Source organism: Enterococcus sp. DIV0901a, assembly GCF_051711525.1.
Lineage (GTDB): Bacteria > Bacillota > Bacilli > Lactobacillales > Enterococcaceae > Enterococcus_B > Enterococcus_B faecium.
This window is the reverse complement of record NZ_JBIOMW010000001.1, coordinates 2,537,785-2,562,406: the sequence shown is the minus strand read 5'-3', so window position 1 is coordinate 2,562,406 and position 24,622 is coordinate 2,537,785. Positions and strand designations below refer to the sequence as shown.

Below are 24,622 nucleotides of genomic sequence, written 5' to 3'. Positions count from 1 at the left end.
AATTTTTGTGAATTTCAGCTTATTTCCGAAGGAGTTGCTTCTGCTCCCGCCGTTTATACATGTTTAGAGCGTGGGACAAAAGTTTTTCTTTACTTTTGTCCCACGCTCTAAAAAGTCCGGCAGTTTTTTGCCGATCTTCAAGGCACTCTACTTATCGTACGGATATTTTTTAGCGGAAAGTCCGATTCAAGTGGTTTTTATTCAGCTGATATTTATAAGATAAGTGAAAAATCCCAGCAATCAGTAGCGTAATCGTATAAGCGATTGAATGATCGAAAAAAGAATAGTAATTGATTGTCGCTAATAAGCATAATGCAACCATGTAACTAATGTGCAAGCGTGTAACCAGCCCTTTTGGCCCGATTTTGTCAAAATACTGCGACCATTTTTCCCGTTGACTCCCTATGCTTCGTTTTTTGAATTGAAAGAAAAGGGATAAAATACCGACTCCCAGAAAAGCAGCGATATTCAGAGAAATAAGGTAAATAAAAAAAATCATTAAAATTTCAAACATATTGACACCTTTCTAGTTGGATAGAACCTTTACAGAAAAAAGGCAAAAGGCGGGAATAATGTTTCACACGAAACATTATTCGCGGATTTGTCCATCGCCATAAATGATATATTTTGTGGAAGTTAATTCATTTAACCCCATTGGACCACGGGCATGCAACTTTTGAGTAGAGATACCAATCTCTGCACCAAAACCAAATACCGATCCGTCTGTAAAACGAGTGGAGGCATTGACATAGACAGCCGCCGCGTCCACTTCATTTAAGAAACGTTGACTAGCCGCATAACTATCTGTCACGATCGTTTCTGAATGTTTAGTATTATGCCGATTGATATGTGCAATTGCTTCATCCAAAGAATCGACCACTTTGACAGCAAGGATATAATCTAGATATTCAGTATCCCAATCTGTGTCTTCTGCTAAAGCAGCCGTCTCTAGATATTCTAACGCACGAGCATCCGCACGTAAAGAGACCCCGTGTTCTACCAGTTCTTTTTCAATAGCTGGCAAGAAAAAAGGTGCGATCTCAGAATGGATCAGCAATGTTTCTGCCGCGTTACAGACAGATGGACGGGAAGCTTTTGCATTGACGATGATGTTCACTGCCATAGATAACTGTGCTTCTTTATCGATATATACGTGATTATTTCCTGTACCTGTTTCAATGATAGGTACCGTTGCCTGTTCTTTGACTCGTTGGATTAATTTTGCTCCGCCTCGAGGAATCAGCACATCTAAGTATTCTGTCAATCGCATCAACTGTCCTGCAGTTTCATGAGAAGTATCATCGACAAACTGGATGGCATAAGGAGATTCGCCAGCACTGACCAGTACTTGCTGCAATAATTGGACTAATAATTGATTCGAGAAGAATGCTTCTTTGCCACCGCGAAGGATAACGGCATTCCCTGATTTGAATGCTAGACTAGCTGCATCTGTCGTGACATTTGGACGAGATTCGTAAATGATGCCGATCACGCCTAGTGGCACGCGCTTTTTGCCGATTCTCAATCCGTCGGTGTTCGTCCACATCTCATCTACTTTTCCAATAGGATCGTCTAACGAAGCAATTTTTTCGATCTCTGTAGCCATGGCATTGATTCGCTCAGGTGTCAGCTGCAAGCGGTCTTGCATCGTTTCACTGATATTGTTTTCGACTGCTTTTTCTAAGTCTTTATGATTTGCTTCAATGATCGCTTGTTGATTCTTTTTGATGGTTTGTGCCATTTGAACAAGTAGCTCATTTTTGCGGTTTGTAGGCATAAGTGCTAGTTGTTGCGCGCTATCTTTTGCCTGTTGTCCTAATTGCATCAAGTCAGTCATTTCAAGTCCTCCTTAAATAAAGTACCTACTTCTTTTCCTGCAAGAATATCAAAAATAATTGCCGGATTTTTTCCATTTGCTAAAATCATTGCGCTGTTTGCTTCAAATATCCTAGAAGCGGCTTTTAATTTACTCTGCATACCGCCTGTTCCAAATGTGCTACCAGCACCACCTGCTTGTGCCAGAATCTTTTCATCGATTTTATCGATATAGCGATACATCTGAGCCTCGGGATTTGTAGTCGGATTATCTGAATAAAACCCGTCGATATCAGAAAGGACGATCAAAAGGTCTGCCGCGACAAGTTTTGCCATGATGGCTGACAGCTGATCATTATCGCCAAATTTTGTCAGATGATCTAATTCATCCACTGCTACAGTATCGTTTTCGTTCACGATAGGGATCGTGTCCATAATCAAAAGCTGTTCCAATGTATTCCTCACATTTTTACGACTTTCAGGATAATCTACCACGTCTCTTGTCACGAGGATCTGTGCCGTCTGTTGATTATATACACTGAATCTTTGATTATAGATATTCATCAGTTCGGCTTGACCAACAGCCGCCGCAGCTTGCTGTTCAGGAATCAAAGTCGGACGTTCTGACAAATGTAATTTATGCATACCAACGCCTACAGCTCCTGATGAGACTAAGATCACTTCCTTTCCCCGATTTCTAAGATCAGAAAGGACAAAAGCTAACTGATCGATTGCCGCAAGATTGATATTTCCATTGGGATAAATCAATGTACTTGTTCCTACTTTGACAATAATTCGTTTTGCATTTTTAATTTCTTTACGCATGTGACACCTCAATCAAATATCCACTCATTAATTTCGTTCTATTCTACTTGTTTTGACGAGTAAAGTCATGTAAAAAATAGTTTTTTTGTACAACTTGCAGTCGTTTGGAAAAAGAACGAATTAATGGTTTACTTTAAGATAGCAGAATTTCTTGAAGAATTTGTAAAGAAAGTCTTTTACAGCCTCGGATATGTTAGAATAGGAGTAGTTTATTTAGGGAGGAAAACCGGTGAGAAAAAGAGGATTTGAAGTTATTTCTAAATATAAAGATCAAAATATCAATCTACCGCAGCGCGCTACACATCATGCTGCTGGCTATGATTTTGAAGCAGCAGAAGAGGTCGTGATTCCAAGTATCTGGAAAGCAGGCTGGAAAAAGGGGTTGGAAACAGTCGCAGATGGATTGAAAAAAGATGTATCAGAAAATGAAAAACAATTGAAACCAACCCTCGTGCCTACTGGAATCAAAGCTTACATGGGAGAAGATGAATTTTTGCAGCTTGCTAACCGTTCAAGCAATCCGTTGAAGCGGTTTTTAGTGTTGACAAACGGAGTAGGTGTGATTGACAGTGATTATTACAATAATGAGGCAAATGAAGGCCATATCATGTTCCAATTCACCAACTTTGGTTTCAAGGATGTAGTGATCAAAAAAGGCGAGCGTATCGGCCAAGGGATCTTTTTGCCGTTTTTAAAAGCAGATCAAGATCAAACGACTGCTCAACGTCAAGGCGGATTTGGTTCTTCCAGTAAATAAAACGTTAAAGATACTTAAGCTTGATTTAATGTCTCATGATTAGGATAAAAGGAGGCGGTACAATGGCAAAAAAATCAAAAGTACAATTTGTTTGCCAAAATTGCGGGTATGTGTCGCCTAAGTTCTTGGGACGCTGCCCAAATTGCGGAAAATGGAATACGATGGTCGAAGAAATCGAACAAGATACAACGGACCGCAGAACTCGGACAAGTTTGACAGGAGAAAAAGCAAAACCAACAAAAATCGCAGACGTCGTCCCTAAAAAAGAACCTCGGATCAAAACAAAATTAGAAGAACTGAACCGTGTGTTAGGCGGAGGTGTGGTGCCAGGGTCTATGGTCTTGATTGGTGGCGATCCAGGTATCGGGAAATCCACTTTGCTGTTACAAGTTTCTCAGCAATTAGCAGCCATAGGCGGAAAAGTCTTATATGTATCCGGCGAAGAAAGCGCAGAGCAGATAAAATTACGCGCGGAACGCCTCGGAAGTATCAACACAGAATTTTATCTATACGCTGAAACAGATATGAACGAAATCAGTCGTGCCATCGAACATATCTCCCCTGATTATGTTATCATTGATTCCATCCAAACGATGACGCAGCCAGACATCACAAGTGTGGCAGGAAGTGTCAGCCAAGTAAGAGAAACCACTGCAGAACTACTCAAAATCGCTAAAACAAATGGGATAGCCATTTTTATCGTCGGTCATGTTACCAAAGAAGGCTCGATCGCCGGCCCAAGAATGTTAGAACATATGGTGGATACGGTGTTATATTTTGAAGGTGAACAACATCATAGTTTTCGGATTTTGCGAGCAGTAAAAAACCGATTTGGCTCAACGAATGAGATTGGGATTTTTGAAATGCATGAGCATGGATTGGAAGAAGTCGCTAATCCTTCACAGATTTTCTTAGAAGAACGCCTAGACGGTGCAACTGGCTCTGCTATCGTTGTGGCAATGGAAGGGACACGTCCAATTTTGGTAGAGATCCAAGCATTAGTCACACCTACTATGTTCGGAAATGCCAAACGAACAACAACAGGTCTTGATTTCAATCGGGTATCTCTGATCATGGCAGTGCTGGAAAAAAGAGCTGGGTTGCTTCTTCAGAATCAAGATGCTTACTTAAAAGCTGCAGGTGGGGTAAAATTAAATGAACCAGCGATTGATTTAGCTATCGCTGTCAGTATTGCTTCAAGCTATAAAGAAAAAGGAACACAGCCAACGGAATGTTTCATCGGTGAAATTGGACTGACTGGAGAAATCAGACGTGTCAGTCATATTGAACAACGAGTCAAAGAAGTCCAAAAACTCGGCTTCACAAAAGTATACCTACCTAAAAACAACTTAGGTAACTGGGAAGCGCCAAAAGGAATCGAGATAGTTGGAGTAGCAACTTTGGCTGAAACGTTGAAGCGTGTGTTCCGCTAACTAATAAATGATTGTCGAAACGGAGGAAAAACGATGCAAAAACGTGTCATTACTTTGCTGATGATCATTGTCGGCGCAAGCTTGGGTATTTCATTTTTACCCTCAGCTTGGCAGGCAATCGGTCAACAGTCAAACGGATGGCTGAATAATACATTTACCAACAGCCTGTTAGGCGCACTTATTTTCTTTTTATTATCTTTGCTGTTGGCCAAACATATCTCAGCTATTATCAAACAAGTAGAACAAAAACTAAGTGAGGTCAGCTTGACTTATCTTCTCTTCGGTGCGATCGGTGCGATCATCGGATTGACTTTAGGTGTTGTGATCTCGACCCCTCTTTACAATATGGAAATTCCATTCGTCAATAGTGTATTGCCGATTTTACTGATGATCATCTTAGGCTATCTGGGATTGAGAATGGGAACGACACGAATCGAAGAATGGAAGAAAGTTTTTGGTTCACGAAGCAAAAAAATCGAGCAAGAAACAGCTAGTCAAGTTGAGAGTCAACTGTTAGAACGAAAATCAGGAGAAAATTTCCATAAATATAAAATCTTGGATACAAGCGTGATCATTGACGGTCGGATTTATGATATTACAAAGACTGGATTCTTAGAAGGAACCTTGATGATCCCTAATTTTGTTCTTTACGAACTACAATACATCGCGGACTCAGGGGATAGTTTGAAACGTGTGCGTGGTCGTCGCGGATTAGATATCCTAAATGCCTTGCAAAAAGAAGAGGGTATATCTGTCGAAATGTACGATGGAGACTTTGAAGATATCAGTGAAGTAGACAGCAAATTGATCAAATTGGCTAAGCTTTTAGATGGTGTCATTGTAACCAATGACTATAACTTGAATAAAGTCTCTGAATTCCAAAATGTACCTGTTCTTAATATCAATGCGTTGGCAAATGCCGTAAAACCAGTCGTCATCCCTGGTGAAACGATGAATGTTCTAGTAGTAAAAGCCGGGACAGAACGCCAACAAGGAGTAGCCTACCTTGATGACGGCACGATGGTTGTCGTAGAAGATGGACAGCATTACATGAATGAACGTATCGAAGTCGTTGTAACAAGTGCCCTTCAAACAGCTGCTGGACGCATGATCTTTGCTAAACCTGCACATGCAGGACGAGGAATCGACAATAAAAAAGAGACAGAGAAAAAGACTAAACAATCAAAATAAAAAAGAAATTCAGCCAACTGGTAAGGAAATTCAACCAGTTGGCTTTACTATTTACCTTAGAAAAGGTAAAATTTGTGCTGAGTGGCTTTAAATAAATGATATTTGAGAAGCCGTAACTGACGGAATTTTTGCTGTTAGTCAAAGTCTAGTTTGAAAGAAGAGGAAGAAAATGACGAAAGTACGCGTACGCTATGCACCAAGTCCAACTGGGCACCTGCATATTGGAAATGCAAGAACTGCATTATTCAATTATTTGTTTGCCCGCCACAATGATGGAGACTTTATTATTCGTATTGAGGATACTGACCAAAAACGTAATATCGAAGATGGCGAAAAAAGCCAGTTGGAAAACCTTGCTTGGTTGGGAATGGATTGGGATGAATCTCCTGAAAATCCTGGAGAATACGGCCCTTACCGTCAATCTGAACGTAAAGAAATCTATCAACCGCTGATTGATCAGCTGCTTGCTAGCAATCGAGCATACAAATGCTATTGCACAGAAGAAGAATTAGAAGCAGAACGGGAAGCACAACGCGCAAGAGGAGAAATGCCTCATTACGCAGGAACATGTGCGAACTTGACACCTGAAGAACAAGCAGAAAAAGAAGCACAAGGTCTAGAATCTGTTGTACGTTTCCGTGTGCCTCGCAATACAGAATACGCATTTACAGATATGGTGAAAGGCGCTATTTCGTTCGAATCCGATAATATCGGTGGCGACTTTGTCATCCAAAAACGCGATGGTATGCCAACTTATAATTTTGCTGTTGCGGTCGATGATCATTTGATGAAAATCACTCACGTTTTACGTGGAGATGACCATATTGCCAATACACCAAAACAACTGATGATCTATGAAGCATTTGGCTGGACACCACCAACCTTCGGACATATGACATTGATCATCAACAGTGAAACAGGTAAAAAACTAAGCAAACGTGACGAATCAATCTTGCAATTTATCGAACAATATCGCGAATTAGGCTATCTACCAGATGCAATGTTCAACTTTATTGCATTATTGGGCTGGTCACCTGTGGGCGAAGACGAAATCTTCGAACACCAAGAATTGATCAAAATGTTCGATCCAAAACGCCTAAGTAAATCACCCGCAGCTTTCGATGCGAAAAAACTGCAATGGGTAAACAACCATTACATCAAAGCAATGGATCTAGATGCATTTACTGACATGTGTCTGCCTTATCTAATCGCTGATGGACGTGTAGCAGAAAACCCAGATGAAAAGACAATCGAATGGGTGAAGAAGATCGTTAGCCTGTATCAACCTCAAATGAGCTATGCTGCAGAAATCGTTGATCTGTCTACGCTATTTTTCAATGAACATCCTGTATTGAATGAAGCAGCAAAAGAAGTACTTGCTGGTGAAACAGTTCCTACTGTTCTCCACGCATTCAAAGCACAGCTAGAACAAATGGAAGTAGTAGATGCTCCAACTGTCAAAGCTGCCATCAAAGCTGTTCAAAAAGAAACTGGCGTAAAAGGAAAAAATCTTTTCATGCCAATCCGTGTAGCTGTATCAGGACAAATGCATGGTCCAGAATTGCCTGAAACGATCGAATTGCTTGGTCGTGAAAAATCATTAGCACATTTAAATCAAGTACTGAACTAAACACGATGAACAGAAAAAAGTAAGCAGCTGATCATTACAAGAGAGATACCGGGTGGTGCAAGGTATCAATGAATGGTTGCCGAAATGCCTCTGGGAGTGGTCTTGGCGAAACACAGAAAACAGGAAAAACTGTTTTATAGGAAACAAAGTAGCCAAGAACGTATAACAGGCGTTAGCTGTCAGAGATAATCATTGATTATGAAGAAAAGTGGAACCACGCGGAAAGCGTCTTTTGATAAGGAAACTTATTTAAAAGGCGCTTCTTTTCTTTATAAGAAGATGATTTCCTACATAAAATTCTTACGAAAGGAGTGGAAAGTCATGAGTTGGTTTACCCGAGCGATTGATGCAGCAAAGAGAAACGATCCGGCTGCACGTTCGACAGCTGAGATCGTTTTGACATACCCTGGTTTTCATGCCTTGTTTTGGCATCGTTTCTCTCATTTTTTATATCAGCACCGGCTCTTTTTATTGGCGAAGATCAATGCTCAATTCTGGCGTTTCCTAACTGGTGTTGAGATCCATCCAGGAGCAACGATTGGAACTGGCGTGTTCATCGACCATGGAATGGGAATCGTCATTGGCGAAACCGCAGAAATCGAGGACGATGTGATTTTATTCCATGGCGTAACATTAGGCGGCACAGGAAAAGAAACGGGTAAAAGACACCCAACTGTTAAACAAGGAGCCATGCTCTCTGCGAATGCGCAGATATTAGGACCGGTAACGATCGGAAAAAACGCCAAAATCGGTGCAGGTGCCGTTGTGTTGAAAGATGTTCCAGACGACGCTACAGCGGTAGGAGTACCAGCAAAAGTCGTTCGAATCAAAGGAGAAAAAGTGAGGAGATCAGAATGATAAAAATCTACAATACATTGACCAGAAAAAAAGAAGAATTCATCCCTATACAAAAGGGACATGTCGGTATGTATGTCTGCGGACCGACTGTGTATAATTATATCCATATCGGAAATGCTCGTAGCACCATTGCTTTCGATACAATTCGACGCTATTTTGAATATCGAGGCTATAAAGTCGATTTCGTATCGAATTTCACGGATGTAGACGATAAAATCATCCGTACAGCAAATGAATTAGGTATTACAGCACCAGAAGTTGCTGATCGTTTCATCCGAGCATTTGAAGAAGATACGAAAGCGTTGAATGTCGAGCCTGCTACACTGCATCCAAGAGTCATGGATCATATGCCAGATATTTTAGCATTTATTCAAGTGTTGGTTGAAAAAGGCTATGCTTATGAATCTTCAGGTGATGTGTATTACCGTACCCGTAAATTTGAAAATTATGGGAAATTAAGTGACCAATCCATCGATGAACTGGAAGTCGGAGCAAGTCAGCGTACAGGGGAAGAACAGCAGCAAAAAGAAGACCCATTAGATTTCGCTTTATGGAAACAAGCAAAACCTGGCGAGATTTCTTGGGATTCACCATGGGGCAAAGGACGTCCCGGTTGGCATATTGAATGTTCCGTTATGGCAACAAAACATTTAGGAGAAACGATCGATATCCATGGTGGCGGGCAAGATTTAGAATTTCCTCATCATGAAAATGAAATCGCACAAAGTGAAGCGAAAACAGGGAAAAAATTCGCTAATTACTGGATGCACAATGGCTATGTAACGATTGGCGAAGACGATGAAAAAATGAGTAAATCTCTAGGGAATTTCATCACTGTACATGAAATGATCAAAAACGTTGATCCACAAGTCTTGCGTTTCTTCATGGCGACCACACAATACCGTCGTCCGATCCGCTACAGTGAAACGACGATGAAAGAAGCAGCCACCAATTTACAACGACTGAAGAATACGTTTGACAATTTGAAATTCCGCCAAGAAACTGCCTCAGAGAATTTGGCAGATGATGCGGATAAAATCGCTTTGTTAGAAAATTTAGAACAGCGATTCATCGAAGAAATGGACGATGATTTTAATGCAGCAAATGGGATCACAGTGGTCTATGAGCTTGCTAAGTGGCTGAACACTTATCTAGACCAGCCGAAAGTTTCTGCCGCTGTCTTGGCACAAGGAGAAGCTTTATTCTCGCAATGGCTTTCGATCTTCGGTATTTTATTTACAGCAGAAGAGTTATTAGATGAAGAGATTGAACAATTGATCGAAGAACGAAATCAAGCAAGAAGCAATCGTGATTTTGTCCGAAGCGACGAAATTCGTGATTTGTTGAAAGAAAAAGGGATCTTATTAGAAGATACACCGCAAGGAACCCGATGGAGAAGAGAAGCATGAGAGATTACACACAATTGAACGGTTTAGCCTTGGCTTATGTTGGAGATGCGATTTACGAAATCTATGTTCGTGACCACCTGATTGATCAAGGAGAAACAAAACCCAACAAGCTGCATCGTGCGGCAACGAATTATGTTTCTGCGAATGCACAAGCCTTTTTGATTCAGCAAATGCTGGAAGAACATCTTTTGACAGAAGAAGAAGAACTTTATTATCGCAGAGGAAGAAATGCTAAAAGCCATACGAGCGCAAAAAATGCTGATGTTACGACGTATCGGGTCGCAACAGGGTTCGAAGCGCTCATGGGCTATCTGCATTTGACAAAACAAACCGAGCGGATGGAAGAATTGATCCGCTGGTGTATTCAGAAAGTTGGTGAAAAAAATGGGTAAAGAAAGAACAAACAAACATCAATCGAAACGTGGATTTGAAGACAAAAAACAAAATAGATATCCAAATAAAAAGCAAACTGGACGAAATCAGTCAGTTTCTGATCAAAATGAAGAAGCATTAGAAGATAATTTCGTCTTTGGACACCATGCCGCAGTAGAAGCGCTACAACAAGGGCGAGGGAATAAACTCTTTCTTCAAGAAGATTCACGAGGAGAAAAAGTAGAAGAACTGAAAGAAATCGCACGTGAACAAGCTGTGCCAGTCAAATGGGTTCCTAAACAAAAATTAGAAACTTTGAGCGATCACGGCGTGCATCAAGGAGTCGTTCTTGCGATTACACCTTATGAATATTTATCCCTTGACCAACTGATTGAACGAACAAAAGAGAAAAAAGAAGACCCCTTCTTTTTGATTTTGGATAGCATCGAAGATCCACACAATTTTGGGTCGATTTTACGGACAGCAGACGCAAGTGGCGTCGATGGTGTGATCATACCAAAACACCGAGCAGTTGGAATCACACCTATCGTAACAAAGACTTCCACTGGGGCAGTCGAACATGTCCCTGTTGCACGCGTGACGAATTTGGTACAAGCTGTGCAACAGCTCAAAGAAACAGGATTTTGGGTATTTGGCACAGATATGACCGGCACAAACTTCCAAAAATGGAATGCCAAAGGATCAATTGCTTTAGTCATTGGTAATGAAGGCAAAGGAATGAGTCCAGGATTGAAAAAAGAAATGGATGAATTGCTGACGATCCCGATGACCGGGCACGTCCAGAGCTTAAATGCCAGTGTTGCTGCTGGTTTGCTTATGTATCAGGCTTTTTCCCAACGTCAGGGGGAGTAGACCATGAAAAAACAGCTGTTGATTGTAGACGGCTACAACATGATTGGTTCGTGGCCGGAACTTGTCCAGCTTAAAAAGCAGGACAAAATGGCGGATGCAAGAGAAGCTCTTTTACATCGTTTATCAAATTATGCGAAATATGAAGGACTAGAAGTCATCGTTGTCTTCGATGCCCAATTAGTTCCGGGCATCCAACAAAATTATAAGAAATACCAGTTGGATGTTGTTTTTACGAAAGAAGACGAAACGGCTGACAGTTATATCGAGAGAATCGCTGGTCAGCTGAATGACCGTTTGACACAAGTGACAGTGGCGACAAGCGATTTAGCAGAACAGTGGATGATCTTTTCCCAAGGAGCATTACGAACTTCTGCTTATGAATTATATAAGACGATAAAAAAAACGGAAAAAACAATAGCCCAAGAAAATAAAGATATGCATTTTATTGATTTCCGACGTAATTCTCCATGGAATGAAGAGCAGTTAAAAAAATTGTCCCAAAAATTGGACGATTTAATGAGAAAAAATAAATAACATATCGTTCTAATCAGTTCGATGAATCATTGATGATAAGATTCCTCCATAAACGAATTTATGGAGGAATTATTTTATGTCTGAGGAGTTATTGCGCGCTGCACGTAATGGTGACGAAGAAGCATTTGCTGCCCTGTATCAAAAATATTTTCCACTTTTACTACGTTTGAAAAACACCTATTATTTAAGAAATTATGTTTCTGAGGATTGGGAACAAGAAGCAAGGATCGCTTTATATCAGGCATTGAGAACTTACGAAAAAAGCAAAGGTGTTAGCTTTGGAAGTTATTATAAAAGCATTATAAGCAATCAAATCTATTCTCTGTTGAGGAAGCAGAACGCGCTGAAGCGTCGTGATCAAAAAGATGAAGTCTCAATCGACCAAAAAATAGAGACAGAAGGACCAGACTTTTTAGCAGAGATCACATTGCAAGAACCTTTAGCGATTCAGCATCTTTTATTAAAAGAAGCAATCGAAAATTGCGAAATCCAGTTTTCAAAAATAGAAGCTAAAATTTTTCATTATTATATGCAAGGCGTTGATTTTGTAGACATGGCTGAATGTTTAGCAATGGATCACAAGCAAGTAATGAGCGCTTACGGGAGAGTAAAACTCAAAATAAAAAAACACTTGAAATTTTATAATGAGGAATAATTTAGAAAAATCTTAATGAGCTTCTTATTTATTTTTATTGCATTTCTTTTTTTTTTATGGTAAACTTGAAAATTTTAAAAATATGTGGTATAGTTGATAGTAGAGGTGAACTGTATGCCAACAACTTTAGCTTCAATCAAGAAAGATTTAGAAGGTCGTATCGGCAGCCCAATCATGTTGGTTGCTCAGACAGGAAGAAAGCGTCAAACAGAACGCCGCGGCGTTTTAACAGAAACCTATCCTTCAGTATTCGTTGTTGATTTGGATCCTGAAGAAAATTCTTTTGAACGAGTATCTTACAGCTATTCAGATGTACTTACTCGGACAGTTGAGATCGAATTTTTAACTGAAGCAGTTTAAAAAGCAAACGAGCCTGAGATTCGTAAGGTTCGTTTGCTTTTTTGTGTGCGAATCGGTATGCTAAGAATAAAAAAGCAGGGGGCGTTTGCTTAGTGGAATATCAGGTAAAGAAATTTGAAGAATTGTCAACAGCAGAGTTTTACGCGATCGTCAAAGAACGAATCGCAGTTTTTGTTGTGGAACAACAGTGTCCTTATCAAGAAGTTGATGACATTGATGGACAAGCTTGGCATACGTTTTTTCAAGATACTGATGGGAAGATCCTTGCCTACACGCGAGTATATGAAGAAGCGGAGAGTATCCATTTTGGACGTGTCCTTGTTCATCAGGACAACCGTAAAGATGGTTTAGGAAGAAAGATTGTTCAAGAAACGATTAACATGATCCAGAAAAATTTTCCAGAAAAACCAATCGTGATCGGCGCACAAGAATACCTACAAGCTTTTTATGAGTCGTTTGGATTCAAGGCAATCTCAGATGTGTATTTGGAAGATGATATTCCACATATCGACATGAAAAAGGAACAAGTAGCAAGTTAAGAATCTAAAAAAAGAAAGCCGACACTGAAAATCGGCTTTCTTTTTTTTAGATTCTTTATTATTTAGAAGTATCGGAAAGATTTGTTTGCTCTACTGGATGTGTATTGTCTTCTGCCACTTGTTTGGCAAGAAGATCGCGTATGTCACTAAGATAATCTTCTGCAGTAGGAGTTTCTTCCACTTCCACTTGCTCTTCTTTGGAGCGTAAATTCTTCGCACGGTTTGCCGCTTTGACAACTAAGAATAAGACAAAACCAGTGATCAGAAATGTAATGATAGCACTAATAACGTTACCAAACGCAAATGTGACGCCTTTTGTCGGCGACCAGTCAAGAATTGAAAGTGCTCCTTCTAAATCAGAAGTACCTGTGATCATTGCGACAAACCAACCTATTAGTGGTGTGATCAAGCCTTGCACCACTTGGTTTACGATGCTTGTAAACGCACTACCAATAACAACGCCGACAGCAAGATCCAAGACATCTCCACGCATGATGAACTCTTTGAATTCTTTGATCATGAATGACCCTCCCTTCTTTTATTTGTCTTTAGTATATCGAAAAATAAAAAATAAAAAAACAATATACGCTTTTAGCCGTCTGTTTCTTTTGATAAAAAACATCTATGCTATACTATAAAGTGTAACATCATTTAGAAAAAACGGCGAATTGCCTGAACTTATAAATTTCAAGCAGAGGAATAAGTAAAAAAGGCAGGTTGACCCATTAAAAGAGTAAGCGGGCAATCAACTGTGAAAAGGAGCATATAAATATGGTGTATCAATTGGCAGAAGGCGTGAATCTTCATGTCTTACCAACAAAACAATACAAAACGATCCGGATTTTTATCCGTTTTACTGCGCGTCTGCAACAAGAAGTCATCACGAAACGTTCACTTCTCAGCAGCATGTTGGAAACAAATAGTTTGAATTATCCGGATCAGACAAAGTTAAGTGCGCAACTTGCAGAGCTTTATGGCGCAAGCTTTGGATTATCAGTTAGAAAAAAAGGAAATTTACATTGGCTAAACGCAGGGATCAGTTTTGTGAATGGTGAATATGTCAATGATCCAAACCTTTTTTCTCAAGCGGTAGATTTTTTAAAAGAGGTTTTATTTTATCCAAATATTAAAAATCATCAGTTTGATCAGTTGACGTTTGACTTGGAAAAGAACAATCTGCGTCTATATTTGGAAAGTTTGAAGGAAGATAAACAAACTTTTGCTTCCTATGCCTTGCAAGAACTTTATTTTGAAAACAGCCCGGAACAAAAGATCCCAGGGTTGGGCGTAGTCGAAGATTTGGACAAGATCACTGCTAGTTCGCTAGCGTCCTACTATCAAGAAATGATGGCAAATGATCAAATCGACATTTTTGTTGTCGGCGATGTTGATCCGGACAAAGCAGCTGAAGCAGTTGGGCAATTACCATTTGAGTCGCGGGAAACAGTTTATCCAGATCTGTTTTATACCCAACCTCAAGTGAATATCGTGAAGGAACGACAAGTACGTGAGCCAATCGTTCAAGCAAAGCTGAACCTAGCTTATCAGACAAATGTGTATTACGATGAACCAGAACGTTTTGCGCTAATGGTCTTTAACGGTTTATTTGGCGGTTTTCCTCACTCTAAACTTTTCATGAATGTCAGAGAGAAAGAAAGTCTAGCTTATTATGCCTCTAGTAGCGTGGATACGTTCCGAGGATTCATGAGTGTCCAAACCGGTATCGATGAAAAGAACCGAAATCAAGTACTTCATCTGATTCACGAGCAATTAGAAAGTTTGCGAAATGGTGAAATAACAGAGTTGGAACTGTCTCAGACAAAAGCAATGCTGAGAAACCAATATCTGCTTTCTCTAGACTCTCCGCAAGCGGCAATCGAAGCTTCTTTTTTGGACAGCTGGCTGCCGGAAACAAAATTATCTGATGAAGAATGGTTGAAACGTATGGAGAGCGTAACGATCAAAGAGATACAACAAGTAGCTGAGCAAATCGAATTGCAGGCAATCTTCTTTTTAGCAGGAGGAAATGCAAATGAATAAAACAGAATATGAGCAAATCAATGAAACACTTTATCATGAAGTACTGCCAAACGGTTTGACCGTGTATTTGTTGCCTAAAAATGACTATCACAAGACATATGGTTTGTTCAGTACGAATTATGGTTCGATCGATAACGAATTTATTCCCTATGGTGAAAAAGAAAAGGTGAAAGTTCCAGATGGAATTGCCCATTTTTTAGAACATAAGTTGTTTGAAAAAGAAGATGGTGATGTCTTTCAATTATTTGGGAAACAAGGAGCTTCCGCCAATGCTTTCACAAGTTTTACGAAAACCAGCTATCTGTTTTCTACGACGGATCAGGTAGAAAAGAATCTGACGACTCTGATCGATTTTGTACAAGCACCTTACTTCACAGAAGAAACTGTAAACAAGGAAAAAGGAATCATCGGTCAGGAAATCCAAATGTATGAAGACGACCCTAACTGGCGGATGTTTTTTGGCATACTAAATAACTTGTATCCTACACACCCATTGCATATCGATATTGCGGGCACGGTTGAAAGTATCGACAAAATCACAGCTCAAGACTTGTATACGTGCTATCGGACGTTTTATCAGCCAAGCAATATGGTTTTATTTGTAGTTGGTAAGATGGAGCCTGAGAAATTGATGAAACTTATTCGGGAAAACCAAGAAGCAAAAAATTTCCCTCCAAAGCAAGAAATTGTACGTTATTTCCCTGAAAACACAAAAGAAATCATCAAACAAAGTGCATTGGAAGCAGCCATTACACGAGATAAATTTGTACTTGGTATTAAAGGATTAGACACATTGCCGCAAGAAGGAACAGAACTGTTACGCTATAAAACAGCAATCAATCTGTTGTTCCAAATGATTTTAGGCAATACTTCTCGAAACTATCTAGCGATGTACAATCAAGGAATTATCGATGACAGCTTTGGTTTTGAATTCAGCTTGGATCGTGAATTTCACTTTGCGGACTTCAGCGGAGATACGGACGAACCAGAGAAAGCAGCAGAAAAAGTCAAAGAAATCATTCTTGGATTCGCTGATGATCCGGAAGTGTCAGAAACAAATCTCGATTTGCTGAAGAAGAAAATGCTTGGACAATATTTCCAATCATTAAATTCGATCGAATATATTGCCAATCAATTTACGCAAAGTTTATTTGGCGATCGAACTTTATTTGATCTTCCTGAAATCATCGATTCGATCCAAATGAAAGACGTACTGGCAGCTGGGGAAGCATTTATAAGTGAAGAGGCCTTCAGCGAGTTTTACATGAGACCAAAATAAACCAGTATTTTATGAGGAAAAGTCTTAAATTTCGTTTTAGACTTGTAGTAGGAACCTCCTCCAAAATCAGCTTTTATGGTATTCTTAGTTGTGTTGGAAAAATTAGTGAGAAAATAAAACAAATCATGCTCTCTTTTAATCAACTTATATTAAAATAAAATCAAACGAAGTAATCAAAGAGGTTGTGACAGAAGTGGTCAGCTTCAAGAAATAAGAAGGAATTTACGAAAATTGCTTCTCAAATTTTTGTGATATTTCGGCTTATTGCCGAAGAAGCTACTTCTGGAACACCGTGTACCAAGAGGTTGTGAAAAAGCTGCCCTGCATCAAGTAATAAGAACAGCCAAGTAAAAACAGCTTCTTAATGTTTTTAACTTGGTTGGACTTATTACCGCAGATGCAAGCTTTTGAACACCGTTTAAGGAAGAGGTTGTGAAATCAGCGTTTTGACCTGAGTATTAGAGAAACATACGGAAAAATATCTCCTTATATTTTGCCGGTTTTTGAGCTAATACCGAGGAACAGCTGATTGAACACCGTTTAAGAAAGAGGTCGTGAGCCTGCCGTTTAACTCCGAGTCACAAGGAACAAGTTCAAAAAACAGCTTCTTATATTTATTGGATATTGTGACTTGTGACCGAGGAGTTGGCAGGAGAACAATGTTTATTCGGAAAAAAGGAGCTGTGACATGACTTTTGTCACAGCACCCAAACATAACGTCTTTCGTTGCAACAGCAGATGCTTCGGAGAATCAAACAGACTGGAGAAGATGAACGAGTGGCTTTTGAAACCATCGGAGAAAAATTACGGCAAGCACGCCTGAATAAAAAAATATCTTTAGATGAATTACAGCAGATTACAAAAATTCAAAAACGTTATTTGGAAGCAATCGACAATGATGATTTTGACCAATTGCCTGGTAAATTTTACGTGCGGGCATTTATTCGGCAATACGCTGAAGCTGTAGGAGAAGATGGAGACCATTTAGTCGATGTTTTTGATGGGAAAAGCAAATTGACAGGATCGGTCCCTGAACGTCCGCAGCCTGAAACAGTAAGTACTTCTAGAAAAGCAATGCATCAGGAAGAATCGCATCCAAGTCGCTTTTGGACAAGTCTTCCTGTCATTTTATTAGGATTGGTTGCTTTGGCGATTGTCGTTGTCGTGGGCTATATGACTTGGCAAGATCGTCAAGCTGATCCAATAATCGGAGACACAGCTTCTTCACTTAAAGTAGAAGGATCAGTCGAGGAGTCCTCTTCCTCAGAGCAAAGCACGCAGACCAAAGAGTCTTCTACAGTAGAATCAACAACAAAATCAAGTGAAGAAAAGAAAATGGCAATAGCTACAGGAGAAGATTCTGGCAGTGCCATCGCAGTAAATATCACAGACGCTACCAAGCCTGTAACCCTTGAATTTACTGCTGTCAATCGTGTATGGTTAGGTGTGCTAGTAGACAATGCCTATGTTTATCAAGGGACACTGGCAGCAAATGAAACACAGAGTACCGTGTTACCGGAAACAGCAACAAATGCGACCATCACGATTGGTGCAGCAAGCAATGCAACGATCAAAGCGAATGGAGAATCCGTACCAGTTAATCCAGGGGAAAACAATCAGAGTCCAAAAAATGTGAACCTTACTCTTCAATACGCAGAGTGATCGTATAAATTAGTTTACGCATCTGTTTACTTGCAGGTATAAAAAAGAAGGATCGTGACAAATCTGTGTCGCGATCCTTCTTCGTTAATTCAAAAAGATCAATTTCAATAAAAATACTCCCTTGAATAAATTCATTTGGAAAAGTAAATAATATCGGTGGAAACTTCGCTGATAGTCACGTAGAATAGGGAAGAAAGGAGTCGATAGTGTGAATTTACCAAATAAATTAACTGTACTTAGAATTTGTATGATCCCGATTTTCATTTTGGTTGTAGGTTTACCTTTAGATTGGGGACAACTTAACGTAGGAGACACCACACTGGCTGTCACACAGCTAGTAGGTGCAGTTATTTTTGCTTTAGCTAGTATCACAGACTGGTTAGATGGAAAAATTGCCCGTGCGCGAGGCCTTGTCACTAATTTTGGCAAGTTTGCGGACCCGTTGGCAGATAAAATGCTAGTTATGACTGCTTTTATCATGTTGGTTGACCAAGGAAAGGCCCCTGGTTGGGTAGTAGCGATCATTGTCTGTCGTGAATTAGCCGTCACAGGCTTGCGTTTACTACTTGTCGAACATGGAGAAGTCATGGCTGCAGCTTGGCCGGGAAAAGTCAAGACGGCTACACAAATGGTTGCTATTATCTTGCTGTTTATCAATAATATCCCATTCAGCCTGATCGGTATTCCAGTAGATCAAATCATGCTTTATGCTTGTCTGATCTTTACTATCTATTCAGGTGTGGATTACTTCATCAAAAACAGCGGTGTGTTCAAAGGATCAATGTAAGTATCGTTTAGTGGAGAGGTTGTGAGCCTGCCGTCTAACTCTGAGTCACAAGGGATAATTTCAAAAAACAGCTTTTCATGTTTTATGTATATTGTGACTTATGACCGAGGTTTTGGCAGGAGAACACTGTTTATTTGGAACAAGGAGCTGTGACAAGATTTTTGTCACAGCTCCTTGCCCTCTTTTTAAATAAAAAAATATAAAAATACAGCGTATACTATATAAGGGAGCGGGAAGTAATGAAAGCAGAAATAATAGCTGTCGGAACAGAACTTTTACTAGGACAAGTCGTGAATACGAATGCCACTTTCTTGTCAGAACAGCTAGCTGATCTAGGTATCGAAGTTTATTATCAAACAGTTGTAGGAGATAATCAGCAGCGTTTAGAAGAGTTGATTGCTCTAGCTGAAACAAGAAGTGAACTCATACTCTTATGTGGCGGATTAGGACCGACAGAAGATGACCTGACAAAAGAAGCAACTGCGGCTCACCTCGGTAAGTCTCTCATACAAAATACGGAAGGATACAAAAAATTATTGGCATATTTTGAAACAACCCATCGAAAAATGACCAAAAACAATCTGCAACAGTCCCAGATCATCGAAGGCGGGATTCCTCTACCAAATCGTACAGGGCTTGCTTTAGGGACTTTTTATCAAACAGATACACATGCGTATATCCTTCTTCCCGGTCCGCCTAATGAGTTGAAACCAATGTTTGTGGAACAAGTACGTCCTTTACTAGAGGAACGTTTTCCTTCTGAAGAAAAACTAATTTCTAAAGTTTTGCGCTTTTATGGGATTGGTGAATCGCGACTGGTCACTGAGCTAAAAGATCTGATTGAAACACAGATCAATCCAACGATCGCACCATATGCCAAACCAAATGAAGTGACATTACGACTGACAGTGAAAACAAATGATGTTCAGGCAGGGAATCAAGCTCTTTTAGCATTAGAAGAAAAAATCCAAGAACGAGTAGGGGAATATTTTTATGGATACGGCGATGATAATTCGCTAGCAAAAGTCGTAGTGGAACTACTGAAAGAAAACAAGCAGACTGTAACAGCAGCGGAAAGTTTGACAGCCGGCGCCTTCCAAGCCGCATTAGGCGACATTGCTGGTGTATCTGAAGTATTTCCAGGCGGATTCGTTACCTACTCGCTCCAAACAAAAGCTGGTTTTCTGGAGATTGATCCGGAGCTATTAGCAGAATATGGAACAGTCAGCAAAGAATGTGTGGAGCAGATGGCCATTCAAGCACGTGAGATAGCAAGAACAGATTACAGTGTAGCTTTCACCGGAGTGGCTGGACCGGACACGTTAGAAGGTCAATCTGCAGGAACAGTATGGATCGCTATTTCATCTAAAGACGGCGTGGTTTCGGAAAAATATCACTTTGCCAGAGATCGTGCTGCTATCAGATATAATGCGGTTATGCAAGGATTTGATCTTTTGAGAAAACAGCTTTTAAGAAAATGATAAATGCGAATATTTGTTCGGTTTTTTCTTGCTTTTTTTCACTAAAAAAGATATGATAAGGATAATGAAATGTTGCTCTGATTTGTAAATATAAGGAGGATTATCGTATTGGCAGATGATCGTAAAGCAGCCTTAGATGCTGCACTGAAAAAAATTGAAAAGAGCTATGGTAAAGGCTCTATTATGAAATTGGGCGAAAAAATCGACCAGCAAATCTCTACAATTCCAAGTGGCTCTCTTGCGTTAGATGTCGCTTTAGGTGTCGGCGGTTATCCCCGTGGACGTATTATCGAAGTATACGGACCTGAAAGTTCAGGTAAAACAACAGTGGCGCTACATGCTATTGCAGAAGTACAAAAAAATGGCGGAACTGCCGCTTTTATCGATGCTGAGCATGCGTTAGATCCGCAATATGCACAAAAATTAGGTGTGAATATCGATGAACTACTTCTTTCACAGCCTGATACAGGAGAACAAGGTCTGGAGATCGCTGATGCTTTAGTATCAAGTGGAGCTGTAGACATCGTAGTAGTCGATTCAGTTGCCGCTTTAGTTCCACGAGCAGAAATCGACGGCGAAATGGGCGACTCACATGTCGGGTTACAAGCACGTTTGATGTCTCAAGCATTGCGTAAACTCTCTGGTTCGATTAACAAAACAAAAACAATCGCTATTTTCATCAACCAAATCCGTGAAAAAGTAGGCGTGATGTTTGGGAATCCAGAAATCACGCCTGGAGGACGCGCATTGAAATTTTACGCAACGATCCGTTTAGAAGTACGCCGTGCAGAACAATTGAAACAAGGAACAGATATTGTTGGTAACCGTACAAAGATCAAAGTCGTGAAAAACAAAGTAGCACCTCCTTTCAAAATCGCTGAAGTAGATGTCATGTATGGCTTAGGTATCTCACAAGAAGGAGAACTTCTAGACATGGCAGTAGAAAAAGACATCGTTGATAAAAGTGGTGCTTGGTATTCTTATAAAGAAGATCGGATTGGCCAAGGACGGGAAAACGCTAAAATCTATATGGCTAATCATCCTGAAATGATGGCAGAAGTTTCTGCTCTAGTTAGAGCAGCTTATGGTATTGGCGAAGAAGTCGCTGTCCCAGAAGATGAAAAAGGACAAGAAGAATTGCCTTTAGAAGAATAAAAATCATGATAAACAAAAACGGCTGGTCTGAAGAGTAGGTACTCTCCTTGACCTGCCGTTTTTTTATTGAATAAAGAAATCGTGAGTTATTTAATTATACGAGTGGGTACATAAAATAAAAATATCTGTTTATCTACAAAGAATAATTTAATAGAAAAGTTTCTCAATTTAAAGGTTTACCTATATGAAACTAGTGTCATTCATTTTAAAAACCATCGTTTAATGAATAAGTAGAAAGCCGTTTCTTTGTTTATTTAAAGTTGACACTACGGGGTACAAACATTAGAATAAAGTTGTGCATGTTTTTTGTACACATATATGCGAAGATGCATATTGACAAGTTTAGAATAATTTATCATAGAAGCTGTATAGATGATAAAAATGAAAAAGATAGTATGGAGGTGGATTTTATGGTATTCAACATTCTCCTCGCTATCATCGGTTTAATTGTCGGTCTTGGTTTAGGGTTTATGGTCGCAAAGTCACGTCACGAGAAAGAAATAGCTGGTGCACAATCATCAGCTGCTGGAATCATCGATAGTGCAAAAAAAGAAGCAGAAACTCTAAAAAAAGAAGCATTGTTAGAAGCTAAGGAAGAAAATCAGAAATACCGTTCTGAAGTTGAAAGTGAGCTGAGAGAAAGTAAGTTAGAATTAAAATCTCAAGAGAATCGTTTGATTCAACGCGAACAAACGCTGAATCGTAAAGATGACTCGTTAGAAAAACGCGAGAACTCACTTGAAAGTAAAGAAGAAGCACTTAGTTCAAAACAGCAATTAATTGAAGAGCGAGAAAAAGACGTTGAAAAAATGATTGAAGATCAACAAAAAGAACTAGAAAAAATTGCTGGTTTATCAAAAGAGGACGCACGAGATGTCATCATGAAATCGACTGAAGAAGAGCTGAATCATGAGTTAACTCTAATGGTAAAAGAATCTGAACAGCGTGCCAAAGAAGAAGCAGATCGCAAAGCGAAAAACTTATTATCATTAGCGATTCAACGCTGCGCAGCAGATCAAGTTTCAGAAACGACTGTTTCAGTCGTTACCCTTCCGAATGATGAAATGAAAGGTCGTATCATTGGACGAGAAGGTCGTAATATTCGAACGCTTGAGACGCTGACTGGTATCGATTTAATCATCGATGATACACCGGAAGCAGTTGTTCTTTCCGGATTCGATCCAATCCGAAGAGAAATCGCACGGATGACCTTGGAAAAACTGATACAAGATGGACGAATCCATCCAGCGCGTATCGAAGAAATGGTCGAGAAATCTCGTAAAGAAATGGATGAACGTATTCGCGAATACGGGGAAGAGGCAGCGTTTGAAGTCGGTGCTCATACACTTCATCCAGATCTAATCAAGATCATCGGACGTCTGCGATTCAGAACTAGTTATGGACAAAACGTCTTGAAGCATTCGGTCGAGGTTGCAAAATTAGCTGGTATCTTAGCAGCAGAGCTTGGCGAAGATATCCAATTAGCAAAACGTGCCGGGTTGCTCCATGATATTGGGAAAGCACTTGACCATGAGATTGAAGGATCTCACGTTGAGATCGGTGCGGAATTAGCTGCCAAGTACAAAGAAAACCCAGTAGTAATCAACGCGATCGCTTCTCATCATGGAGATGTGGAAGCTACTTCTGTTATCTCTGTCCTTGTAGCTGCAGCAGATGCGCTCTCAGCAGCAAGACCTGGTGCGCGAAGTGAATCATTAGAAAACTATATCCGTCGTTTAAGAAGTCTGGAAAATATTTCGAACAGCTTCGCCGGTGTAGAATCAAGTTACGCAGTTCAAGCTGGACGCGAAGTTCGGGTAATGGTCAAGCCAGAAGAAATCTCGGATTTAGACGCTGTTCGTTTAGTACGTGATATTCGTAAACGAATCGAAGAAGAACTGGATTATCCTGGACACATCAAAGTAATCGTTATTCGGGAAACTCGTGCAACTGATTATGCTAAATAATAAAAAATACAAAAGAAGAGCCGCGGCAAAAGCCACAGCTCTTCTTTTTTTGTAAGGCACGAAAAAACATTGCTATCATTATTTTTTATTCAACATCTCAAGATCTTTCTCGATCGTCGTATTGATTCCTTTGATGACGGCTGGGATGAATCCTGCTTCTTCTAAGGCAACTACACCTGCAACAGTTGTACCGCCAGGAGAAGAAACTTGGTCTACAAGTTCCCATGGATTTTTATCACTTGAAAGGAATTTTTGACAAGAACCCATAATTGCTTTTGCAGCAATCTCAGTTGCTGTCTGTTTGGACAAACCGTTCAGTACACCAGTCCGTCCCATCGCATCGATCAGCATGTAAACGAATGCGGGTGAGCTGCCAGCAAGGCCAATGAATGTACTGAAATCTGATTCTGCTAAAGGATAGACGCTGCCGATTGCTTCAAAAATCATCGTAGCTTGCTGAAGCTGTTCCTCCGTGGCAGCTTCATTTTTGCAAATCGCAGAAACGCCTGCTCCTACGCTGACATTGACATTCGGCATCACACGTACGATGGAGGCCTGAGGATCTTCAAGCGCTGTTTCTAAATCTGTTAATGATTTTCCTGAAGCAATAGAAATGAATAAGACTTTCTGGCTATATTCTCTTAGTTCTTCCAATACTTTTTCAATGATTTTTGGTTTCACGGCTAAAAGAACGATATCTGATTGTGATGCAACTTCCTGATTACTTTTGCATGCATGGACGCCAGTTTCAGCAGCAAATTTTTGTGTATTTTCAAAATGTCCACTGGAAACGAACACCTCTTCTTTCGAGACTGTTCCTTTTTTTAATAAACCATCAATAATAGCTTGTGCCATATTCCCTGTGCCGATAAATCCTACTTTCATGTTATCCTCTCCTTTAGCATTAGGATATCTTTCTTTTTCTATCATCGCAAGCAAAGAACAGGTCTAAAGTGGAAAAATTAAAATAAATAAGATAACATTGGGGTATGACACAAAA

24 protein-coding genes and 1 other annotated feature are annotated in these 24,622 nt (G+C 40.0%); of the genes, 19 read left to right on the top strand and 5 right to left on the bottom strand.

Translation table 11 applies throughout. The features are described 5' to 3' along the window. Positions 1-169: 169 nt before the first annotated feature. The 3 genes from IGL70_RS12330 to proB all read right to left on the bottom strand — a co-directional run bounded on the left by IGL70_RS12330 (position 170) and on the right by proB (position 2,640). Positions 170-514 (bottom strand): hypothetical protein, encoded by a 345-nt coding sequence (locus IGL70_RS12330; RefSeq protein WP_002307733.1) that lies wholly within the window; start codon positions 512-514, stop codon positions 170-172. Between the two features lie 75 nt (positions 515-589). Continuing rightward, positions 590-1,837, bottom strand: a complete 1,248-nt coding sequence (locus IGL70_RS12325; RefSeq protein ID WP_002298218.1) for a glutamate-5-semialdehyde dehydrogenase — start codon at positions 1,835-1,837, stop codon at positions 590-592. Beyond that, positions 1,834-2,640 carry a glutamate 5-kinase gene (gene proB / locus IGL70_RS12320; RefSeq protein ID WP_002287451.1) on the bottom strand — a complete coding sequence of 269 codons (807 nt, stop codon included), beginning with the start codon at positions 2,638-2,640 and terminating at the stop codon, positions 1,834-1,836. The genes IGL70_RS12325 and proB overlap by 4 nt, the downstream gene beginning before the upstream one ends. 229 nt (positions 2,641-2,869) lie before the next feature. Here proB and IGL70_RS12315 point away from each other — a divergent pair, with 229 nt between their 5' ends. From IGL70_RS12315 to IGL70_RS12260, 12 genes are all read left to right on the top strand, one after another. Beyond that, on the top strand, positions 2,870-3,397 hold the full coding sequence (locus IGL70_RS12315) for a dUTP diphosphatase (protein WP_002287450.1): 528 nt from the start codon (positions 2,870-2,872) through the stop codon (positions 3,395-3,397). 62 nt (positions 3,398-3,459) lie between these two features. Then, positions 3,460-4,830 carry a DNA repair protein RadA gene (gene radA / locus IGL70_RS12310; RefSeq protein ID WP_002287449.1) on the top strand — a complete coding sequence of 457 codons (1,371 nt, stop codon included), beginning with the start codon at positions 3,460-3,462 and terminating at the stop codon, positions 4,828-4,830. 33 nt (positions 4,831-4,863) lie between these two features. After that, positions 4,864-6,021, top strand: a complete 1,158-nt coding sequence (locus IGL70_RS12305) for a PIN/TRAM domain-containing protein (protein WP_002287448.1) — start codon at positions 4,864-4,866, stop codon at positions 6,019-6,021. Positions 6,022-6,190: 169 nt separating this feature from the next. Continuing rightward, a complete protein-coding gene (gene gltX, locus IGL70_RS12300) occupies positions 6,191-7,651 on the top strand; it encodes a glutamate--tRNA ligase (protein ID WP_002293095.1) in 1,461 nt (486 codons plus the stop codon). Then, positions 7,648-7,887, top strand: a binding site (T-box leader). It overlaps the preceding gene by 4 nt. Before the next feature lie 85 nt (positions 7,888-7,972). Further along, positions 7,973-8,509 (top strand): serine O-acetyltransferase EpsC, encoded by a 537-nt coding sequence (gene epsC / locus IGL70_RS12295; protein ID WP_002287446.1) that lies wholly within the window; start codon positions 7,973-7,975, stop codon positions 8,507-8,509. Further along, on the top strand, positions 8,506-9,918 hold the full coding sequence (gene cysS / locus IGL70_RS12290) for a cysteine--tRNA ligase (RefSeq protein ID WP_002287445.1): 1,413 nt from the start codon (positions 8,506-8,508) through the stop codon (positions 9,916-9,918). Before epsC ends, cysS begins: the two co-directional genes overlap by 4 nt. Beyond that, positions 9,915-10,310, top strand: a complete 396-nt coding sequence (locus tag IGL70_RS12285; protein ID WP_002293091.1) for a Mini-ribonuclease 3 — start codon at positions 9,915-9,917, stop codon at positions 10,308-10,310. Before cysS ends, IGL70_RS12285 begins: the two co-directional genes overlap by 4 nt. Further along, the gene (gene rlmB, locus IGL70_RS12280) at positions 10,303-11,163 is read left to right on the top strand and encodes a 23S rRNA (guanosine(2251)-2'-O)-methyltransferase RlmB (RefSeq protein ID WP_002318842.1); all 861 of its coding nucleotides are present in this window, start codon (positions 10,303-10,305) and stop codon (positions 11,161-11,163) included. Before IGL70_RS12285 ends, rlmB begins: the two co-directional genes overlap by 8 nt. Positions 11,164-11,166: 3 nt before the next feature. Further along, positions 11,167-11,697: an NYN domain-containing protein gene (locus tag IGL70_RS12275; RefSeq protein WP_002318843.1), complete on the top strand. Its 531-nt coding sequence runs from the start codon at positions 11,167-11,169 to the stop codon at positions 11,695-11,697. 76 nt (positions 11,698-11,773) lie between these two features. Then, positions 11,774-12,352, top strand: coding sequence for a sigma-70 family RNA polymerase sigma factor (locus tag IGL70_RS12270; protein ID WP_002287436.1), 579 nt, complete (start codon positions 11,774-11,776; stop codon positions 12,350-12,352). Positions 12,353-12,466: 114 nt separating this feature from the next. Continuing rightward, positions 12,467-12,712 carry a Veg family protein gene (locus IGL70_RS12265; RefSeq protein WP_002287434.1) on the top strand — a complete coding sequence of 82 codons (246 nt, stop codon included), beginning with the start codon at positions 12,467-12,469 and terminating at the stop codon, positions 12,710-12,712. A 92-nt stretch (positions 12,713-12,804) separates the two neighbouring features. Further along, positions 12,805-13,251: a GNAT family N-acetyltransferase gene (locus tag IGL70_RS12260; RefSeq protein WP_002297374.1), complete on the top strand. Its 447-nt coding sequence runs from the start codon at positions 12,805-12,807 to the stop codon at positions 13,249-13,251. Between the two features lie 58 nt (positions 13,252-13,309). On the opposite strand, the gene mscL is transcribed toward IGL70_RS12260, so the two are convergent. Then, positions 13,310-13,771: a large conductance mechanosensitive channel protein MscL gene (mscL, locus tag IGL70_RS12255; protein WP_002287431.1), complete on the bottom strand. Its 462-nt coding sequence runs from the start codon at positions 13,769-13,771 to the stop codon at positions 13,310-13,312. Positions 13,772-14,022: 251 nt separating this feature from the next. Here mscL and yfmF point away from each other — a divergent pair, with 251 nt between their 5' ends. The 7 genes from yfmF (at position 14,023) to rny (ending at position 23,622) form a co-directional block, all read left to right on the top strand. Continuing rightward, positions 14,023-15,291 carry an EF-P 5-aminopentanol modification-associated protein YfmF gene (gene yfmF / locus IGL70_RS12250; protein WP_002287428.1) on the top strand — a complete coding sequence of 423 codons (1,269 nt, stop codon included), beginning with the start codon at positions 14,023-14,025 and terminating at the stop codon, positions 15,289-15,291. Next, positions 15,284-16,570 carry an EF-P 5-aminopentanol modification-associated protein YfmH gene (yfmH, locus tag IGL70_RS12245; protein WP_002287425.1) on the top strand — a complete coding sequence of 429 codons (1,287 nt, stop codon included), beginning with the start codon at positions 15,284-15,286 and terminating at the stop codon, positions 16,568-16,570. The genes yfmF and yfmH overlap by 8 nt, the downstream gene beginning before the upstream one ends. Positions 16,571-17,308: 738 nt before the next feature. Then, the gene (locus IGL70_RS12240; RefSeq protein WP_002287423.1) at positions 17,309-18,232 is read left to right on the top strand and encodes a RodZ domain-containing protein; all 924 of its coding nucleotides are present in this window, start codon (positions 17,309-17,311) and stop codon (positions 18,230-18,232) included. 208 nt (positions 18,233-18,440) lie between these two features. Beyond that, complete coding sequence (pgsA, locus tag IGL70_RS12235) at positions 18,441-19,019, top strand: CDP-diacylglycerol--glycerol-3-phosphate 3-phosphatidyltransferase (protein ID WP_002298210.1); 579 nt, start codon at positions 18,441-18,443, stop codon at positions 19,017-19,019. A gap of 239 nt (positions 19,020-19,258) precedes the next feature. Continuing rightward, positions 19,259-20,500 carry a competence/damage-inducible protein A gene (locus IGL70_RS12230; RefSeq protein WP_002337397.1) on the top strand — a complete coding sequence of 414 codons (1,242 nt, stop codon included), beginning with the start codon at positions 19,259-19,261 and terminating at the stop codon, positions 20,498-20,500. A gap of 108 nt (positions 20,501-20,608) precedes the next feature. Next, positions 20,609-21,655: a recombinase RecA gene (gene recA / locus IGL70_RS12225; RefSeq protein WP_002298208.1), complete on the top strand. Its 1,047-nt coding sequence runs from the start codon at positions 20,609-20,611 to the stop codon at positions 21,653-21,655. Positions 21,656-22,065: 410 nt separating this feature from the next. Beyond that, complete coding sequence (gene rny, locus IGL70_RS12220) at positions 22,066-23,622, top strand: ribonuclease Y (protein ID WP_002287336.1); 1,557 nt, start codon at positions 22,066-22,068, stop codon at positions 23,620-23,622. A 78-nt stretch (positions 23,623-23,700) separates the two neighbouring features. Here the strand turns inward: rny and proC are convergent, their stop codons facing one another. Further along, entirely contained in the window at positions 23,701-24,507 is an 807-nt protein-coding gene (gene proC, locus IGL70_RS12215) for a pyrroline-5-carboxylate reductase (RefSeq protein ID WP_010728528.1), read from the bottom strand. Positions 24,508-24,622 lie beyond the last annotated feature (115 nt).

Excerpts from the sequence above, each read along its gene's own strand:
- mscL (WP_002287431.1), bottom strand. The coding sequence starts at position 13,771 with ATGATCAAAGAATTCAAAGAGTTCATCATGCGTGGAGATGTCTTGGAT.
- IGL70_RS12325 (WP_002298218.1), bottom strand. The coding sequence starts at position 1,837 with ATGACTGACTTGATGCAATTAGGACAACAGGCAAAAGATAGCGCGCAA.
- yfmH (WP_002287425.1), top strand. The coding sequence starts at position 15,284 with ATGAATAAAACAGAATATGAGCAAATCAATGAAACACTTTATCATGAA.
- IGL70_RS12275 (WP_002318843.1), top strand. The coding sequence starts at position 11,167 with ATGAAAAAACAGCTGTTGATTGTAGACGGCTACAACATGATTGGTTCG.
- IGL70_RS12330 (WP_002307733.1), bottom strand. The coding sequence starts at position 514 with ATGTTTGAAATTTTAATGATTTTTTTTATTTACCTTATTTCTCTGAAT.
- rny (WP_002287336.1), top strand. The coding sequence starts at position 22,066 with ATGGTATTCAACATTCTCCTCGCTATCATCGGTTTAATTGTCGGTCTT.
- IGL70_RS12240 (WP_002287423.1), top strand. The coding sequence starts at position 17,309 with ATGCTTCGGAGAATCAAACAGACTGGAGAAGATGAACGAGTGGCTTTT.
- IGL70_RS12285 (WP_002293091.1), top strand. The coding sequence starts at position 9,915 with ATGAGAGATTACACACAATTGAACGGTTTAGCCTTGGCTTATGTTGGA.
- IGL70_RS12270 (WP_002287436.1), top strand. The coding sequence starts at position 11,774 with ATGTCTGAGGAGTTATTGCGCGCTGCACGTAATGGTGACGAAGAAGCA.
- IGL70_RS12265 (WP_002287434.1), top strand. The coding sequence starts at position 12,467 with ATGCCAACAACTTTAGCTTCAATCAAGAAAGATTTAGAAGGTCGTATC.
- proB (WP_002287451.1), bottom strand. The coding sequence starts at position 2,640 with ATGCGTAAAGAAATTAAAAATGCAAAACGAATTATTGTCAAAGTAGGA.
- gltX (WP_002293095.1), top strand. The coding sequence starts at position 6,191 with ATGACGAAAGTACGCGTACGCTATGCACCAAGTCCAACTGGGCACCTG.
- cysS (WP_002287445.1), top strand. The coding sequence starts at position 8,506 with ATGATAAAAATCTACAATACATTGACCAGAAAAAAAGAAGAATTCATC.
- yfmF (WP_002287428.1), top strand. The coding sequence starts at position 14,023 with ATGGTGTATCAATTGGCAGAAGGCGTGAATCTTCATGTCTTACCAACA.
- proC (WP_010728528.1), bottom strand. The coding sequence starts at position 24,507 with ATGAAAGTAGGATTTATCGGCACAGGGAATATGGCACAAGCTATTATT.
- IGL70_RS12305 (WP_002287448.1), top strand. The coding sequence starts at position 4,864 with ATGCAAAAACGTGTCATTACTTTGCTGATGATCATTGTCGGCGCAAGC.
- radA (WP_002287449.1), top strand. The coding sequence starts at position 3,460 with ATGGCAAAAAAATCAAAAGTACAATTTGTTTGCCAAAATTGCGGGTAT.
- rlmB (WP_002318842.1), top strand. The coding sequence starts at position 10,303 with ATGGGTAAAGAAAGAACAAACAAACATCAATCGAAACGTGGATTTGAA.
- IGL70_RS12230 (WP_002337397.1), top strand. The coding sequence starts at position 19,259 with ATGAAAGCAGAAATAATAGCTGTCGGAACAGAACTTTTACTAGGACAA.
- epsC (WP_002287446.1), top strand. The coding sequence starts at position 7,973 with ATGAGTTGGTTTACCCGAGCGATTGATGCAGCAAAGAGAAACGATCCG.